Annotated in this window: 15 protein-coding genes; 6 read left to right on the top strand and 9 right to left on the bottom strand. The window is 69.3% G+C overall.

Going from position 1 to position 17,078, the window contains the following annotated elements; all coding sequences use genetic code 11:
• Positions 1 to 245 precede the first annotated feature (245 nt).
• The 4 genes from IH26_RS59000 (at position 246) to IH26_RS56755 (ending at position 3,215) form a co-directional block, all read left to right on the top strand.
• Complete coding sequence (locus IH26_RS59000; protein WP_157437767.1) at positions 246 to 1,328, top strand: nucleotidyltransferase family protein; 1,083 nt, start codon at positions 246 to 248, stop codon at positions 1,326 to 1,328.
• Positions 1,325 to 1,606 carry a hypothetical protein gene (locus IH26_RS0146930; RefSeq protein WP_030442811.1) on the top strand — a complete coding sequence of 94 codons (282 nt, stop codon included), beginning with the start codon at positions 1,325 to 1,327 and terminating at the stop codon, positions 1,604 to 1,606. The genes IH26_RS59000 and IH26_RS0146930 overlap by 4 nt, the downstream gene beginning before the upstream one ends.
• A 225-nt stretch (positions 1,607 to 1,831) precedes the next feature.
• On the top strand, positions 1,832 to 2,062 hold the full coding sequence (locus IH26_RS0146935; RefSeq protein WP_051809794.1) for a tyrosine-type recombinase/integrase: 231 nt from the start codon (positions 1,832 to 1,834) through the stop codon (positions 2,060 to 2,062).
• A gap of 613 nt (positions 2,063 to 2,675) precedes the next feature.
• Positions 2,676 to 3,215, top strand: a complete 540-nt coding sequence (locus IH26_RS56755; protein WP_281179849.1) for a DUF6082 family protein — start codon at positions 2,676 to 2,678, stop codon at positions 3,213 to 3,215.
• 544 nt (positions 3,216 to 3,759) lie between these two features.
• Here IH26_RS56755 and IH26_RS0146945 read toward each other — a convergent pair.
• The 4 genes from IH26_RS0146945 to IH26_RS0146960 form a co-directional block, all read right to left on the bottom strand.
• Positions 3,760 to 4,200 carry a hypothetical protein gene (locus IH26_RS0146945; protein ID WP_030442814.1) on the bottom strand — a complete coding sequence of 147 codons (441 nt, stop codon included), beginning with the start codon at positions 4,198 to 4,200 and terminating at the stop codon, positions 3,760 to 3,762.
• Positions 4,201 to 4,532: 332 nt separating this feature from the next.
• Positions 4,533 to 6,179 (bottom strand): monocarboxylate uptake permease MctP, encoded by a 1,647-nt coding sequence (gene mctP / locus IH26_RS0146950; protein WP_030442815.1) that lies wholly within the window; start codon positions 6,177 to 6,179, stop codon positions 4,533 to 4,535.
• A 4-nt stretch (positions 6,180 to 6,183) separates the two neighbouring features.
• On the bottom strand, positions 6,184 to 6,417 hold the full coding sequence (locus IH26_RS0146955; protein WP_030442816.1) for a DUF3311 domain-containing protein: 234 nt from the start codon (positions 6,415 to 6,417) through the stop codon (positions 6,184 to 6,186).
• A 139-nt stretch (positions 6,418 to 6,556) separates the two neighbouring features.
• The gene (locus IH26_RS0146960; protein ID WP_030442817.1) at positions 6,557 to 7,834 is read right to left on the bottom strand and encodes a glycoside hydrolase family 18 protein; all 1,278 of its coding nucleotides are present in this window, start codon (positions 7,832 to 7,834) and stop codon (positions 6,557 to 6,559) included.
• A 144-nt stretch (positions 7,835 to 7,978) separates the two neighbouring features.
• Between IH26_RS0146960 and IH26_RS0146965 the strand changes: the two genes are divergently transcribed.
• Positions 7,979 to 11,752 (top strand): NB-ARC domain-containing protein, encoded by a 3,774-nt coding sequence (locus IH26_RS0146965; RefSeq protein ID WP_084599765.1) that lies wholly within the window; start codon positions 7,979 to 7,981, stop codon positions 11,750 to 11,752.
• Between the two features lie 7 nt (positions 11,753 to 11,759).
• Here the strand turns inward: IH26_RS0146965 and IH26_RS0146970 are convergent, their stop codons facing one another.
• Genes IH26_RS0146970 through IH26_RS0146980 form a run of 3 tightly spaced genes read right to left on the bottom strand, consistent with a single transcriptional unit; the run spans position 11,760 to position 14,142 of the window.
• Positions 11,760 to 12,479: a hypothetical protein gene (locus IH26_RS0146970; protein WP_051809796.1), complete on the bottom strand. Its 720-nt coding sequence runs from the start codon at positions 12,477 to 12,479 to the stop codon at positions 11,760 to 11,762.
• Between the two features lie 31 nt (positions 12,480 to 12,510).
• Positions 12,511 to 12,966 (bottom strand): MarR family winged helix-turn-helix transcriptional regulator, encoded by a 456-nt coding sequence (locus tag IH26_RS0146975; RefSeq protein WP_030442820.1) that lies wholly within the window; start codon positions 12,964 to 12,966, stop codon positions 12,511 to 12,513.
• 9 nt (positions 12,967 to 12,975) lie between these two features.
• A complete protein-coding gene (locus IH26_RS0146980; protein WP_030442821.1) occupies positions 12,976 to 14,142 on the bottom strand; it encodes an MFS transporter in 1,167 nt (388 codons plus the stop codon).
• Between the two features lie 46 nt (positions 14,143 to 14,188).
• Between IH26_RS0146980 and IH26_RS0146985 the strand changes: the two genes are divergently transcribed.
• Positions 14,189 to 14,764: a TetR/AcrR family transcriptional regulator gene (locus IH26_RS0146985; protein ID WP_030442822.1), complete on the top strand. Its 576-nt coding sequence runs from the start codon at positions 14,189 to 14,191 to the stop codon at positions 14,762 to 14,764.
• On the opposite strand, the gene IH26_RS59005 is transcribed toward IH26_RS0146985, so the two are convergent.
• Together IH26_RS59005 and IH26_RS0146995 are read right to left on the bottom strand one after the other, a co-directional pair.
• Complete coding sequence (locus IH26_RS59005) at positions 14,741 to 15,892, bottom strand: sensor histidine kinase (protein WP_051809800.1); 1,152 nt, start codon at positions 15,890 to 15,892, stop codon at positions 14,741 to 14,743. The genes IH26_RS0146985 and IH26_RS59005 overlap by 24 nt on opposite strands.
• Positions 15,889 to 17,064 (bottom strand): DUF418 domain-containing protein, encoded by a 1,176-nt coding sequence (locus IH26_RS0146995; RefSeq protein WP_030442824.1) that lies wholly within the window; start codon positions 17,062 to 17,064, stop codon positions 15,889 to 15,891. Before IH26_RS0146995 ends, IH26_RS59005 begins: the two co-directional genes overlap by 4 nt.
• Positions 17,065 to 17,078 lie beyond the last annotated feature (14 nt).

Consider the following 17,078-nt stretch of genomic DNA (forward strand, 5'->3'; position numbering starts at 1 on the left):
CAGGGCGCCAAGGTGGAGCGCCCTACCGGACGAACGACCTTGGCGCCCTGGCGGTGGTCTGGCATCCCGTGGGCAGGCGACCGGGATGCCTCCGAACCCTGCACGGTGAGGCCCGCGTCATCCTGGGAGCCTGCCTGCCCGGCGAAGGCGTTTGGGTTCGGCTGTCGAGGCGGCTGCGGATGGTGACGACGGAGAACAGAGCCCCGCACGGAATCTTGCTTGACCACGGAGTGTAGCTTTCGGGGGTGCCGTTGCCGATTTCGAAGAAGCAGCTAAACAAGCTAGGCGAGAGAATCGCTGGCAGCGTCACTCCTGCCAGCGAGGACATGCTGCAACTCAATGAGGTTCTGCGGGCTTACCAGGTGATTCTGGACGATGTCGAGAGCCAGCTAGCGTCGATCGGGCTGTCGGCGACGACTCGTGTGAAAACACGAGGCGTATTGATTGAGAAGCTCAAACGCGAGCAGGGCATGGCCTTGGCTCGGGTTCAGGACATGGCGGGCGCTCGAACCGTTGTCACCGGCGGCTGGGCCAAGCAAGACGAAGTCGTGGAGCAGCTCACGGCTCACTTCAATTCTTGGGAGCGGACGACTCAGCCGGCGAGGGTCGTCGACCGCCGGGCAAGGCCAAGTCACGGATATCGCGCTGTGCATGTGATCGTTTTCCCTGACTCTGTACCTGTCGAGATTCAGGTCCGCACCGAACTTCAGAACTACTGGGCACAGATCGTCGAACGGCTAGCCGACCGCTGGGGTCGCGGTATCCGATACGGTGAAGACGCGGACGATGCCGATCTCCCAGCTGAGGGAGTCCGGCACTCCGACGGTTCGCCGGTCACTCGCCGAGAAATCATTGACGATTTGCGAACCGTGTTTGCTCCACAAATCGCAGCTATCGAAGACATCGAGCTAGACATACACAGACTCACGAACGCACCCAGGGAAGGTCTAGAGGAGATTCTCGCCAAATACCTACAGCGAGATGTGGAAGATCTAGAGGTTGACGCGGTCCGCTGCTACCCCCGGATGCGACGAGAGTTCAAGAAGGCGGTTGTAGTGCTCTGGCGTTCCGGAGCGCTGGTGCTGAAGCGGGGTCAGACGCCGGTGCACCGACGCGCTCGCCGTCAGGTTGGCAGGTTCCTGCGGCGGCTGGTCCCGGATATAACGCCCTCTGGTGCAGAGTTCGTCCGGCAACGACATCGTCAGTGTGACCTGTTCGTTCGCGATATGGTGGAGGTGCAGCGGTCGCGGCTAGAGCAACAGCAAGCTACGCTGCGGGCCAGGCTGCGAAGCTTGGGGCAGTACGTTGAGCAAGGAGGCATCCGATGAGGCACTACCTCGTGGTGTTCAACCGCCGTGAAGGCTCGATCGTCCGTTTTGCGGAGTTTGAGCGGGCCAACGACGCTCTCACGGCCCGTTTTGAGGCCGAGTACGAGTTCATGAACGACACGGCGATCGAGGTCGTAGTCCTGGGTGCAGCCTCTAGGGAGGCGTTGCAACGCACGCACGGACGCTACTTCCAAGGCGTGCGTGAGATGGCTAGCACTGCGCTGGGAGCGCTGCGACCTCGCGAAGGTGGCAGCTCGTCGGTCTGCCTCGCGGTTTAAGCAGACCAGCGTTCGAGGTGGCTTGCCCATGCAGGCGCTAGGAACGTTCGAATACTGGAAGCCCTTGATCGTCTCTGTAGCCAGAGGCGGTCGAGGGCTTCTTCGTGTGTATCGTGCCTGCCGCCGGGCTGGAACCGCCGGCGCCGGGCCGAAGGTGTAGGCGCCGGCGGCGGGCTCTCGCCCGGCCCGGCTGGGCGGCGCGAGCGGTCCGCTTGCGGGCCGCTCTTGAGCTCCGCGGGAGTCACACCCGCACGGGATACTGGCATGCACGCGCTACGCCACCTGTTCGCCTCGGTCCTGCTGAACGCCGGCGAGAGCATCAAGGCCGTCGCGGAGTACCTCGGCCACACCGATCCGGCCTTCACCCTGAAGACCTACACACACCTGATGCCCAGCAGCCAGGACCGCGCCCGCACCGCGATCGGCAACGCCTTCGGCACGCTGTGGACTCCCTAGCACGCCCTGGCCGCGCCCTGAGCCGACCTCTGGTCGGAGTTTCCCCAGCTCAACGCCATGACGACTGAAAGAATCCGGCGTACAGGCCGACTCGTCCGTCACCCACCTGATCAAGGCGCTGTTCAGGGCCATTGACCTGGCGTTTCGTACGTCAGTAACGGTCGACGTTGGTCAATGCTGGTCGCCGTTTGACGGGCCCGGCCGCGGCCCCAGACGGCCCAGAGACGGCCCAGGAATAGTCCCTAGGCGGCCACGGCGACGCCAGCCGACAACCGCGAACTAGCCGCGCCTGCCTGGTCCAGGTGGAGCACCCCACCGTCTGACCGACCCGGACCCGGCAGGCACGGTCTGGGCTGCCTCCTGGTGCGCGTCGGCTACCCGCAGGGGTTCGGTATCCCGGAGTTGCCCGGGTCCAGGGCGGCCAGCCCTGGCTGCCGGAGGCAGAGACCACCGGCAGCCCAATCTCGCTTTAGGTAGCCGAGTTGCGACCGCAGGTAATCATGGAGCTATGCAGAGCTCGCGTAGCCGCCTGAGCCGCGGATGGCCCGTCGTGGCGCTGGCCACGTGTGTCCTGGTGGGGCTCGTTGCCGCGATCGTGGCATCTCCATGGATCATGCGATCGGCTGTAGGCGCGTCTGCCGGGTGGGGAGAGCTCTCTGACGTAGGACAGGCTTACGGAGGCGTATCCGCGATCTTGTCGGGACTCGCGCTGTGCGGTATTGCGGGCTCCCTGCTGCTCCAATGGCGGCAGACGCGTTTGGCTCACGTCACCGCTGTGCGAGAGCGGCATTTCGAGCTCGTCAAGATGGCCGTGGAGGATCCGGATCTGATGTTCCCAATCACCCCCGACATCTCGATCGCTGAGCGCAAGCGGTGGATGGTCCTCAATCTTTGGGTCGCTCATTGGGCGATGCTTTGGGACACACACGAGCTGTCTCGCAGGGCTCTGCGCACGGTGTTCGACGAACTCTTCCACGACGAGTCCGCCGCCGCTTGGTGGGCGGCTCGAGGTCGGCCCGGCTGGGATGTGGATGCCCGGGGACGACGCAAGGCCTTTCAGGCGGTCGCCGACGAAGCTTACGAAGCTGCGAGCGCGCGGGGCCAGGCGGCAGAGACCGTCGCTGATTCCGATGAGACGCCAGCGATCAATTAGCGTACGTTGGCCGAACAATACCCGGGGCGCCCTGGCGCCCCGGCCGTTGGACGTTTCGGGGCCTCGACGTCCCACCGGGTATCGGGGCCGTTGCTGCTGTCCGGCGGCGTCGGGTGGGCCCATTGATCGGCCTCGGCTCGACGACGAGGCTCGTTTCGGCGCCGTTTCGCCGCCAGCGCCGCCCTCACCGTGGTCGCTCTCATCGGCCTACGCTTCGCGCCGGGCGAACGTAGGCTCGGACCATGGCTCGCAGGTCAGTGAACCGCGCCTTGCTCACCGGCCTGAGCACCGTGATGAGCCTCGGTGCCTTGCCGGCCTGTGGTGGCTCCCACCGGCGCCCTGGTGATCAGCGCCGGCGGGAGTTGCTACTCGAAGGCGGTCGACGGAACGACGGCCTACCTGAGGATCTGGTTTCCCGGCGACCTCGGTGACACCGCAGGTGCACCGGTACCCTCGCCCGCCAAAGGAACATCGTCCCGGTCGGTCTACGGAGTCGAAGTCACCGCTTCGCATGATCACGCAGCATGGTGCTGACCGCGCCGGCTCAGACCTGGAAGCAGGGGGAGAACTCCGAGGTCGAGTCGAGTTCGCCGGTCGGGCTCACCTCGGTGGCGGTGGCCACCAGGAAGCTGCCCGCCGCCACCGGTGCGGTCAAGGGGGTGGTCCCGTTGCGGGTCGGGCTGGCCGGCGGGCCGGTCACGATGCGGTCGGTGCCGAGCAGGGTGGTGCTCGCCGCGGCGCAGCTCGTACCGGAGAAGAACTCCAGGTGGAACGGGCTGCTCGGCGTGCTGATCGTGGAGCCGTTCGCGGTCGCGCCGACGTCCACGCCCACCACGGTGTCGTTGCCCGAGATCAGGTTGCCGGAGACCGTTCCGGGGCCGCCGGTCAGGGACACGCCGGCACCGCCGACGTTCCGCAGCGAGCCGGTCCCCGCGGCGTCGGTGCCGATCGAGTTGCCGATGACGGTGTTGCCGGTGCCGTTCACGGTGACCCCGCCGCCCTGGTTGCCGGAGAGATCAGGTTCCGGGCCTCCGGGCCGCTCCCGCCGACGGTGTTGTTGCGGGGGCGGACAGCCCCACCACGACGCAGCTGATCGCCAGGGCGGTGACTGCCGCCCGGCGGATGGGAAGCCACCCAGGTCTCTTCCTCTCCGGCTGACGCCGGCCCCGTGCCGCCGTCCGGTCCACGGTCGGCGACCCCTCTGCAACGTTCCTTCGGCATTTCTTGAATCGGCGGGATGACCTGCCGCAAGGCGGTGCAAACAGAGACCGCCGCAACCCCGGCAGGGGTTGCGGCGGTCCGGGAGCGGGTCGAGCGCTATGTGGAGGAAACCGTCTCCACCGTCGTCACGCTCTTGTCCACTCGCGGGTCTCCCTCGTCGGCGAAGTAGTCGTCCGCCTCGGTCCCGTCCACACCGTCCGGTGTCTTCATCGCGCGGAGCAGGAACGTCACCAGAACGGCCACCAGCAGGTTGACCGCGACCGCCACGAAGCCCACGTAAATGGTCTTCGGGGTGTCGAAGAACCAGAACTTGTTGAGCGGGAACGCGGAGCCACCGAAGTGGGCCTTCTTGGTGGCGGCGTTCGGGATCTGCCAGAGCATCCACAACGCCAGGCCCATGCCGGCCGCCCATCCGGTGATCAGCGCGCCGCGGTGGAACCAGCGGGTGTAGAGGCCCAGGGCCACGGCCGGGGCCGTTTGCAGGATGATGACGCCGCCGATGAGTTGCAGGTCGATGGAGAACTGCGGGTCGAGGAAGACGATGAAGGCGACCGCGCCGATCTTCACGACCAGCGACGCGATTTTCGAGACCTTGGCCTCGTCGGCCGGGGTGGCGTCGCGCTTCAGGTATTCCTTGTAGATGTTGCGGGTGAACAGGTTGGCCGCGGCGATCGACATGATGGCGGCCGGCACGAGCGCGCCGATGCCGATCGCGGCGAAGGCGATGCCGGCGAACCAGGCCGGGAATTTCAGGTCGAACAGCAGCGGCACGACCGTGTTCATGTCCGAGGAGCCGGCTTTCGCGCCGGGCAGCGGCTTGATGCCGGCCGAGATGGCCATGTAGCCGAGCAGCGCGATCAGGCCGAGCAGGAAACTGTACGCCGGGAGCGCCGACATGTTCCGCTTGATGACGTTGCGGTTCTTGCTGGCCAGCACGCCGGTGACGCTGTGCGGGTAGAGGAACAGGGCGAGCGCGGAGCCCACCGCCAGCGTCACGTATTGAAGCTGGTTGTTGGCATTGAGCAGGATGCCGTCGCCCGGAGCCGGGGTCGCCTGGAACTTCTTGTCGGCCGCGTCGAAGATGCTGCCCCAGCCGCCCAGCTTGTACGGCAGGTAGAGCACCGCCACCAGGATGACGATGTAGATCAGCGTGTCCTTGACGAAGGCGATCAGCGCGGGCGCCCGCAGGCCGGACTGGTAGGTGTACGCGGCGAGGATGGCGAACGCGATGATGATCGGCGCGTGCCGGGCGAACATGCTGCTGCCGGTGACGCCCATCGTCTTGAGGACCGCCTCGATGCCGACCAGTTGCAACGCGATGTAGGGCATCGTCGCGACGATGCCGGTGATCGCGATCAGCAGCGCGAGCGTCGGCGAGCCGAACCGGGTGCGCACGAAGTCGGCCGGCGTGACGAAGCCGTGCCGGTGCGACACCGACCAGAGCCGGATCAGGATCAGGAAGAACATCGGGTAGATGATCACGGTGTAGGGCACCGCGAAGAACCCCGCGGCGCCGGCTCCGAAGATCAGCGCGGGGACCGCGACGAAGGTGTACGCCGTGTACAGGTCGCCGCCGACCAGGAACCAGGTGATCCACGCGCCGAAGCTGCGGCCGCCCAGGCCCCACTCGTCGAGGTGCGCCATGTCCTGCGGCGCCCGCCACCGGGCCGCCACGAAACCGATGCCGCTGACCAGCAGGAACAGCACGGTGAAGATGATGATCTCGGTGATGTGCTCGCTCATCGGGTCACCGCCTCGTCATCCGGTAGACGATGCTGGTGGTCGCCACGCCGAGCAGAATGAACAGGAATTGGATCCAGTAGAACGCGGGGAAGCCCGCGAAACGCGGTGAGTCGTGGTTGTAAAGCGGGGTCAGCAGGGGCACGACGATCGGAATGAGGAGCAACCAGTTCCAGGGACTGTGGTCGGTCCTCTTTTTTCGCTCGGCGGGCACCGCCTCGGGAGATTCGAGCTCGGCCATCAGCCGCACCTCCTCGTTTCTCTACGGGCCGGGGATGTGGGCCCACTCGAAACGCTAACGATGCGGGACGAATCGAGTCGATCACCGTGCGCCGAACGGGCGAGGCGGTGCGCTCAGCGGCACCGCCCCGCCGTGACGTTTACGAGCGCAGGCCGAGATTCACGGCCTTGGTGAGAGATGCATTGTCGTCATCGCCGTCGAGCGACCACATCATCGCTCCGCCGAGGCCCTTGGCCCGGATGTAGAACGTCTTCTGCAGCAGCTGCGCCGGGTCGTCGTAGGTCCAATAGGTGGTGCCGTCGAACAGCCAGGAGTTGCCGGCCCGCCAGTCCCGGTAGAGCTTGAAGCCGGGCAGGTTCTTGACCGTCTTGTAGTCCTCGGTGCCGGCCGCGAAGACGCCCTGCGCCGGGCCGGTCGCGGGCTCGAACCGCCCGTCCCCGCCGCCGGTCACGCCGGTCCAGCCCTGGCTGTAATAGGGCAGGCCGAGGACGAGCTGCTGCCGGGGCGCGCCGTTCTTGATCCAGGCGTTTATCGCGTTGTCGGCGGAGAAATCCGGGTTGTCCGGTGCGCCGGCCGGGACGAACAGCGAGGACTGCTGGTTCGTCCGCGACTCCCAGGAGCCGTGGTAGTCGTACCCCTGAACGGTTCCGAAGTCGAGGTACTTGAAGATCTTGCCCTCGAACCCGGCGGCGATCTTCGCGGGCGCGGCCGGCAGGAACGCGGTCAGGTCGTAGTGCTTCCGGTTGCTCTTGCCGAGCCGGTCGAGCTGCGCCCGGAACTCGGCCGCGAGCAGAGTGAAGTTGTGCTTGTCCGCGGGCCGGATCACATTGCCGGCGTTGCCGTCCGAGCCCGGCCACTCCCAGTCCAGGTCGACGCCGTCGAAGATGTTCGCCGCCACGCCGGGCGCGAGACCGGGCAGGTTGCCCTTGAGCCACAGGTCCACGCAGGAGCCGACCAGCTTCTTGCGCGAGGCGTCGGTCAGGGCCGCGTCCGAGAAGTACGCGGAACCGCTCCACCCGCCGAGCGAGATCAGCACCCGCAGCTTCGGGTTCTTGGCCTTGAGCTCGGCGAGCTGATGCAGGTTGCCGGCGATCGGCTGCCCCGCGACGTCGCCGACCCCGTCCACGCTCAGCTCGGCGGAGAACGGCGTCTGCCAATCGGCCCACGGGTCCGCCGAGGCGCAGACGCCGTCCGCGGTGACCGTCCCGAAGGCATAGTTGAGGTGGGTCAGCCGGGCCGCCGCACCGGAATTCTGGACCTTGCTGAGCTGGAAGTTACGGCCGTAAATACCCCATTGCGTGAAGTAACCGACCTTGACGTACGACCTGCCGTGCGCCTGTGCCGCGACCGGCGAGACCGCCACGATCGAGGTGGCCACAGCGGCCACGGCGACGAGGCGGCGGGTGAGACCGCGCATGAGCCCTCCAGGGCAGTAAAGAAACTTTCCTATTCGAGGAAGCTAAACGCCCCCGACGCCTAAATCAATGGGCAGGGCAATTCGTACCAGTAGGTTCGGCTGGTAACCGCTGACGACGATTTGCCCTGCTCCAACGATCAGGCGATGGCGTCCGGCGATGGCGTGGCAGCGGCGCAGTTCGTCCAGGTCGTAGAAGTGGCTGCGCGGCTCGATCGGGCGGCAACGTCAGTCCACACGCGACGCGGCACGGGGACGCCTACAATCGGCCCTCAACCGGCCGCGGTTCATCGCTTACGACGAGGTCAGGGGATGCGGTTGCGACGTTCCAAGGTCCGTGCCGCGGTTACCGCGGCCGCCGGCGTGGTGGTCGTCTCGATCGTCGGTGTTCTGGTCAATCTGGCGACGTCGAAGCCCGGTTGGCTGCTGGTCGGCGGGGTCGTCGTGGCGGTGGCAGCCGCGGCGGCCATCGAGGCGTGGCGCGTACTCGGTGACCGGTCGCCGCACTCCCGACCCCTGAGCAGCGACAACGCGCTGGATCTCGACGGCCCGGCCGTTCCGCGGCCGGAGAAACTCGATGAGATCGTCGAAGCCCTGGCCCCCGATTCGCCGGCCGGGCGCACCGTGGCGATCGTCGGCTTCGGCGGCTTCGGAAAGACGACTCTGGCGCAGATGGTCACCCAGGACGCGCGGATCCGGGCCGCCATGACGACGCATTGGGTGGTGCTCGGCGAGGAGGTGGGCGGCGCCGCCCTCGCCGCGAAGATCAACGATGTGGTCGAACGGCTCACCAACCGGCGGCCCGGCTTCGCCACTGTCGAGCAGGCCGGCCGGCACCTGGGCCAGGAACTCGCGGCCATGGCCGAAGACGGCCGTCCGGTGCTCCTCGTCGTCGACGACGTGTGGACCGACGAGCAGGCCCAGGCGTTCCTGTACGGCGGCGAGGGCAGCAGCCGCCTGCTGACCACCCGGATGGCGAGGGTCATTCCGTCGTCGCTGCGGCGGGTCGACCTCGGGCCGATGCGGGACGAGCAGTCCCGGGACCTGCTGACGACCGGCGTCCCCGGACTGGCCGCCCCCACGATCCATCGCCTGCTGGAGCTCACCGGCCGGTGGCCGTTGCTGCTGGCACTCAGCAACGGCATCCTCCGCGATGCCGTCGACCGTGGCGAATCCCCGGAGGCCGCCGCCCGGCGGACCGCGGAGGCCCTGGACCACGGCGGGCCCACCGCCCTTGATCTCAGCGACGAGACGCGCCGCAACCGGGCGGCGAAACGGACGATCGACGCCAGCCTCTCGATCCTGTCGGCCGCCGACCAGGAACGCCTCATCGACCTGGCAATCTTCGCGGAGGACACCCGAATCCCGCTGCATCTGATCGCGTCGCTCTGGCGAGGGACCGGCGGACTGACCCGGGACGAGACGGCGAATCTGTGCCGGCGGCTGCACTCCCGGTCGCTGCTGGCCGACTTCGACGAGGGCGAACAGACGGTTCAGCTGCACGACGTCATCCGGCACTACCTGCACGTCCGCGCCACGGACCGGCTGCAGGCGCTGAACCGGATACTGCTCGACGCCGCGTCGGCATCGGGTCGCGACTGGTGGAACCTCCCCGACAAGGAGGCGTATCTGTGGCGGCACCTCGGGTACCACATGCGCGTCGCGGGACGAGCCGCGGAGTTCGCGGCGACCGCCACCGACCTGCGCTGGGCGATGGCGAAGCTCCGCCGGTTCGGCGCCGCGTCGGTCTCCGACGACCTTGCCGGGCTCGAGAGCCCGGTCGCCGAGGCGCTGCGCCGCGCCTTGGACCGGCACGGCCACCTGCTGACCCCGACCGACCCGCCGCATGCCGTCATCGATGTCTTCCTCGGCAGGATCGGCGACGATCCGGTGCTCGGGCACCTCGCCGCGGGATACGTCCCGGCGCCGGGCGAACAGCGCCTGCTGCCCCGATGGCGTTTGCCCGACCTGCCGCACCCGGCGATGTACCGGATGACGCCGGACGCGATCAGCAGCTACCGCAACGTCCCCTACTCCCCGGACGGGACACAGGTCGTCACCCAGACAGCGGAGAACGACGCCGTCCTGCGCCGTACGGACAGCGGCGAGCCGCTGGTCGTGCTCGAGGACTCGAGCCGCGTCAACTACCCGGCCGTGTTCGCGCCGGACGGCTCGTGGATCGCTCTGGAAACCATCGAGAAGCCACTACGGCTCTGGAACACCGCGGACGGCCGGCGCCTGATCGACCTCGGCGAACACGAAGACTGGCTGTGGGCCGCCGTGGCGTCGCCCGACGGACGGTGGCTGGCCGGCACCGGCAGCGGGAAGGCCTGGCTATGGCCGGTATCGGGAGGTCCGGCTCAGTCGCTGCACAAGCGACACGAGGATGTTGATTCTCTCGTGTTCGCGCCGGACAGCTCATGGATCGCATCGGCCGGCGATGGGCCCGACGTTCGCATCCGGCCACTCACGGGAAACGGGGAGGCGCGGTCACTGACCGGCCACGCCAATCGCGTGAGCCTCGCACCCGCGGTGATCGGGCCCTGGTTGATCGCCATCGACGACGACCACATCGTTCATTTCTGGGACACGCGCTCCTGGACCAGGTCACATCAGCTCAGGCTGCCGCAACAACCGGTCGCCATCGAGGGGCCGGTCGACGGATCCTGGCTTGCCATCGCCGAGGAGGAACGCGTCACTCGCTGGAGCACCGATACCTGGGAGCTGATCGGCGGATGGCGCCTCGGTGACCGCGACGTCCGGGCGAGATGCCTGGCGATCGACACTGCCGGGTCGTGCGTCGCGGTCGGTCGCTCCGACGGCCGGATCAACGTCTGGGACGCCGACGCCGGCAAGCTCCGCGGTGTTCTGCACGGGCACGGCAAGGAGGTGGAGGGGTGCCGGTTCCGGGCCGACGGCTCACTTGTCTCCACCGACGGCGACGAGGTGCGAGTCTGGCAGCTTGACGAACTGGAGACCGACCATGTCAGATCTGCCGGTTTGGCCCACCCCGCGACGTGGCTCGCGGTAGCGCCGAGCGCGGGGTGGATGTCCACCGCGCACGGCACCCAATTGCGCTTCTGGCACGAGGAATCCTCGACCGTCGCCCCGGCGAGCCCCACTCCCCAGACGATTGAATTTCTGCATGCGGTCGACGAGCGGACCCTCGCCGTCGGACGGACCGGAGTAATCGAACTATGGGACGCCCGCCACATTGAACTCCTGTCGAGCACAGAAACGGAGCTCTCGTTTCTCCGACTCCCTTCGAGGCTGGTTCTGTCGCCTTCTCGGGCAGTCGACAGCTCGGCGTGGACCGGCCACGTCACTGTCTATGACCTTGGCACCGGCCGGAAGGAGCTGGTGCTCGATCCCCGGCTGCTCCAGGAACGGCGCACGAGGTTTCGGCGGCTCACGGGATGGATGGCGGCGAAGTCGCCCTGGCTGCCTCGGCGTCTGCGTTACCCGTCGATCAGCTACCTGACGGTGGCGGCATCCGTGCTCGGCGATCGGCTCTTGACCATCGCCGACGACGGAGCTTCTGTTCTCTGGGACACCCAGACCTGGGAAGCCCGACAATGGCAAGGTATGAGCGGCGTCCGGCACGTGGTCGCCGACGAATCCGGATGGCTGCTCACCGACGGAACGCGGATCGAGTGGCGGTCGGCCGACGGGACGACATGCCGTCCGATCGCCGAACTCGGCGAGGACGAGGATCGGCTGACCCGGTTGGCGTACTCCCACGACGGACGTCATCTCTGCGGGATCACCAACCGTGATCTCATCGTCTGGCAGACCTCGACCTGGAGCCGTGTCGCCATGCAGCGCGTCGACGGCCCGCTGACCGACTGTGCTTGGATTCGCGACGAGATCGTGGCCGCCAGCAACCACGGCATCTACCGATTCGTCCTTCGAACACCCTAGTTGGGCCTCAGGCCGCGCTGACCCGCACGATCCCCGCGCCCGCCTGCGCCCGTACGTCCACCCCCGGACCACCGTCCCGCCAACCGTTGGCGGTGAACGACTGGCCGCCCGCCACGCCCTGGTGGACCTGGCCGTCGACGGTCACCGTGCCGGCGCCGGACGCGGCGGTCACTCGCACCGGCGTGCCGGACGGAAGGCGTACGGCAAATTGGTCCACTCCCCCGGACATGGTCACCGGGAGCGAGGCCGACGGGCGCGACAGCGCCAGGTCGATCAGGCTCGCGCCGCCGGCCAGCTGGATCTCCGACGGGCTGCCGCCGGTCATGTCGATGCGGATCTCCCGGGCGCCCCCGAGGGTCCGCAGGGCCCAGCTGACCTTCTCGTTCACGACGATGTTCACGATCCCGCTGCCGCCGCCGGGGGCCGGCACCAGGCGCAGCCGTACGTCGCCGCCGTCCCGGTCGACCTCGGGGCGGATGCCGGCGCCGGCCGGGACGCTGACCCGGTAGAGGTCGTCGCCGAGCGCGCCGGCCGCGAGCCGCACCGAGGTGGCGCCGTCCATCAGCTGGAAGGTGGCGGTCCGCACGCCGTCGACCGGGCCGGTGGCTGTACGAGACGCCGACGGGTGGGCCAGCGAGCCGACGAGGACGGCCGCCAGGCCGAGCACCACGACGGCGCCGAGCGCGATGCCGATGATCACAGCCGGACGGGCGAGCTTGACCTTCATACGAAGTGACTTTTCCCGATGTCCGGCCGGATTACACCCGGCTGCGCATGTGCTCGGCCAGGGCCTCGGTGAAGCGCTCGAGCACGAGGGCCAGTTCCCGCTTGTCCGCGTCCGAATAGTCCTTGAGCACGGCGCCATACACCACCCGGCGGGCCTGCCGCACCGTGTCCACCTGCCGCAGGCCGAGCGGGGTGGCGGCGATGACCGTGCCCCGCCCGTCCCGCGGGTCGCGCTGGCGCTCGATCAGCCCGTCCTTCTGCAGGGCGGTGACCTGGCGGGTGACGGTCGAGCCGTCGAGGTTGAGCGCGGCGGCGAGCACCGAGACGTTGAGCGGGCCGTCCTTCTCCAGCTGGCGCAGGATCACATACGCCGCGCGGTCGAGCGCCCGGTGCGCCGGGCCGCCGGTGGACCGGCGCGTGGCCTCGCCGAGCCGCATCAGCAGGGCCATCTGCGTCTCGATCGTGCCGAGCACCAGGTCATCACTCATAGCTGCATGTTACAGAGACTTCTTCGAGGCCCGCAGCGCGGGAGCGCCGAGGCCCATCAGCGCGGTCAGGACGACAATCAGCGTAAACGACACCGTCAGGCTCCAGACATGGGCGATGCCGCCGATCACGCCGGGCGCGATCAATCCGCTGCCGTACGCGATGCCCGCCACGCCGGCGATGTTGCGCCCGGTGTTGCCGGGAAGCCGGCCCGCCGCCGCGAAGACCAGCGGCACCACCACGGCGATGCCGATGCCGACCAGGCCGAACCCGAGGATCACCAGCGCGACCGGCGAGGCCAGCACCACGATCAGCACGCCGGCCGTGGCGCACGCGCCGGAGAGCCGCACGGTGGTCACCGGGCCGAGCCGGCGCACCACCCAGTCGCCGCCGAACCGGGCCGCCGCCATGCAGGCCGAGAAGATCGAGACGGTCAACGCCCCCGTCGCCGCCGGGTGGTGCAGCAGGTCGCGCACGTAGACGGCGGACCAGTCCAGGCTCGCGCCCTCGGCGAAGACCGCGCACAGGCCGATCAGGCCGATCGCCCACACCTCGCGGGACGGCAGCGCGAACGCCGGCGGCTCCTCGGCCGACGGATCGGGCCTGTGCGACAGCAGCCAGGCCGACGCGAGCAGCGCGATCACGATCAGCCCGGCCGCGGCCAGCGCGAAGTGCGGCGGCGCCCCGAGCCCGGACCGGGCCGCGAGCGCCGCCACCGCCGAGCCGGCCAGGCCGCCGACGCTCCACCAGCCGTGGAAGCCGGACATCACCGACCGCTCGTAGCGCTCCTCGACCAGCACGGCATGCGCGTTCATCGCCACGTCGGCGACCCCGGCGGCCGCGCCGTAGAGCACCAGCGTCACGCAGAGCAGCGGCAGATTTGTCGGCAGCGACGGCAGCAGGAGCGCGGCGCACCAGAGCACGATCAGCACCCGCACCAGCTTGCGCAGGTCGAAGCGGTGCGCGAGCCGCCCGGAGACCGGCATCGCGAGCAGCGCGCCGACGCCCGGCATGAGCAGCGCCAGGCCCAGGCCGCCGACGCCGGTGCCGACATGGTCGGCCACCCAGGGGACCCGGGCCGCGAACGTGCCCGCCACCGCGCCGTGAACCGCGAAGATCACGGAGGTGGCGACGCGGGCCCGGCGCAGCGCCGGGGACACGAGGTGGGTGACGGCCATGGGGCAGACGCTAGACGAATCCCGACCGCTTGGTAAGTATTTATTCGTGGGGTACGCGAAGGGCCGCGCCAAGCGGCGGGACATCCTGGACCAGGCCACCGCGCTGTTCGGCGAGGCGGGCTACCGCGGCACGTCGCTGCGCGAGATCGCGGCCCGCTGCGGCATCTCGCACCCGGGCCTGCTGCACCACTTTCCCACAAAGGAGTCGCTGCTCCTGGCCGTTCTCGAGCATCGCGACGAGGTCGATCAGGAACGGGTCACGGCCGGCCATCCGCGCGGCGCCGCAGCCCTGCGCCGGGTGGTCGACATAGTCGCGCTGAACGCCACCCGGCGCGGCATCGTCGAGCTGTTCACCGTGCTGTCGGCCGAGGCGACCGCCGCCGACCACCCCGCGCACGACTACTTCGTCGATCGATATTCGCGGATCGTGCGAGAACTGGAGGCGGCGTACGCCGAGGCGCGGGACGCGGGCGATCTCCGCCCCGGCATCGAGCCGGCCCGGGCGGCCCGCGACCTGATCGCGCTGATGGACGGCCTGCAGATCCAGTGGCTGCTCGGCGACCCGGCCTTGGACATGGCGGCGGCGGTCGAGCAACACCTAAGATCCCAACTTCTTTCCTGACGTACGCCGGGGAGCAGGCCCGCGCCGCACCGGCACGGTGATCGTGACCAGGGTCGGGCCGCCCGGCGGGCTGTCGACGGTCAGCGTGCCGTCGACGGCCTCGAGGCGCTCGGCGATGCCGCGCAGTCCGCTGCCGGTCGCCGGGTCGGCCCCGCCCACGCCGTCGTCCAGCACGGTGATCCGCAGCGTGCCCGGCGCCGGCCGGTCGAAGGTGACCTCGGCGGAGGTCGCGCCGGCGTGCTTCACGACGTTGCTCAGACACTCGGCCACCGCGAAGTAGACGGCCGTCTCCGCGGCGGCCGACAGCGGCGCGACCGGGCCACCGAGCGCGGTCTCGGCTTCGGACGGCGACCCGGGCGGCCGACCGGGTGCCGCCCCGACGGCGGCCGGCGGTGGCTCGCCGGGTGCCGCCCCGACGGCGGCCGGCGGTGGCTCGCCGGTCACCCTGACCGGGAGGGCCAAATCGAGGGCGAGCGCGCGGACCGCGTCGCCGAGGCCGCGGTCGGCCAGCACCGGCGGCTGGATGCTGTGCATGACCGCGCGCAGGTCGTCCAGCGCGGCGCGGGCGGTCGAGCGGGCCTCGTCGAGCAGGCGCTCGGCGGTACCCGGGTCGCGGCGCAGCAGGTCGCCGGCCAGCCCGAGGGTCAGCGCCAGCGACACCATGCGAGCCTGGGCACCGTCGTGCAAGTCTCGCTCGACCCGCTTGAGCTCGGCGGCCTGCCGGTCCAGCGCGCCGCTGCGGGACCGGCTGAGCGCGCCGACCCGCTCGATCAGCTCGCGCTCCCGGCGGCCGGGCGGGCGGCGGTACGCCACCAGATGCGCGCCGAGCAGCGTGCCGGCGGCCAGCGTGGTCCAGAACGGCCAGAAGTATCCGCCGCCGGAGAGCACATACACGGTCAGGTCGACGGCGACCAGCAGCCCGCAGAACGCGGCGTCGACCGCGAGCCAACGCCGCCGCCCCGGCGGGACGCGCAGCGCCCGGCCGAAGACGACCACCCCGGCCGCCACCGTGAGGAAGCCGAAGTACACCCAGCGCGGCCAGAACTCGCCCCGCCCGGTGAACGCCCAGACCAGGGTGACCGCGACGCTGAGCGCCACGGCCACCCCGGCAAGCACCTTCCTGGTCACGCCGTGGTCCGGTCGATCGCAGCGGGCCGGTACGTGAAGCGGCGGAGCAGCGTCTCGGCCGGGCCACGATAGCCGCGCCTGCTCATCAGCCGCGCGATCCCGAGGGAGAGCACCCAGACCGCGATCCCCGCGACCGCGGCGGTGACGGTGCCGTTCAGGTTGAGCGCCCACGGCGAGAACAGCACCACCCAGCACACCGACTGGAACAGGTACCCGCTCAGCGACCGCTGCCCGAGCGCGACGATCGGCCCCACCCGCTCGGTGCGGCCCGCGAGCCGGTGCGCGATCAGCGCGAACAGGGCCACATAGCCCGGACCGCCGTACTCACCGGTGACGGCGTGGACGCGGTACATGGCCTCGACCGTACCGGCGTCCACGTGCAAAACACCTGCCGCCACCAGCGCGTACGGCAGGGAACCGGCGATCGAGATGCCGAGCGAGACGACCGCCGTGCGGCGCAGCAGCGTCAGGTGCCGCCCCGGCTCCTCCAGCAGGCGGCGGCGCGCCGCCCAGATGCCCAGCCAGACGATCACCAGGAACGGGAGCACGGTGGCCGTGTGCAGCGGCCACTCGGCGAGACGGTCGACCAGCGACCGCGTGTACGAGGACGCCGCCAGCGACGGGTTCGGGCTGTTCACGATGGTCGCGTCGCCGGCGTGCGCGGTGGCCGTCGCGATCACGGCGAGCACCACGGCGTACGCCGTCTGGCAGCCCCAGATCCACAGGACCAGCCGGTGGAAGCGATCGCCGCGACGCAGCAACAGCAGGGTGGCGACAATTCCCACGATCCCGTACGCGCCCAGGAAGTCCCCGAAGTACAGCAGCGTCGCGTGGGCGACACCGAAGACGACCAGTGCCGCGTTCCGGCGCAGCAGGATTCGCCGCTCGTCCACGCCCGCGGCCCGGTGCCGGCGGGCGAGCTGGACCAACCCGTACCCGAACATCACCGCGAAGACCGGGTAGGCGCGGCTGTCGACCAGCGTGGTCATCAGGAAGTTCACGACGCGCTGCCAGCCGTGCGGCGTGCCGTCGAGGCCGGGCTGGCCGGCGAAGGCGAAGTTCGCGGCGTTGGCCAGCGCGATGAACAGGAGCATGAAGCCGCGGGTGAGGTCGGGCGCGAGGGCCCGCCGGTCGGCCCGGACGGGCCCGGCTGTTTCGAGGAGAGCTGTCATGCCTCGAGCCTGGT

This window comes from Actinoplanes subtropicus, from assembly GCF_000721705.1.
GTDB classification, from domain to species: Bacteria; Actinomycetota; Actinomycetes; order Mycobacteriales; family Micromonosporaceae; genus Actinoplanes; species Actinoplanes subtropicus.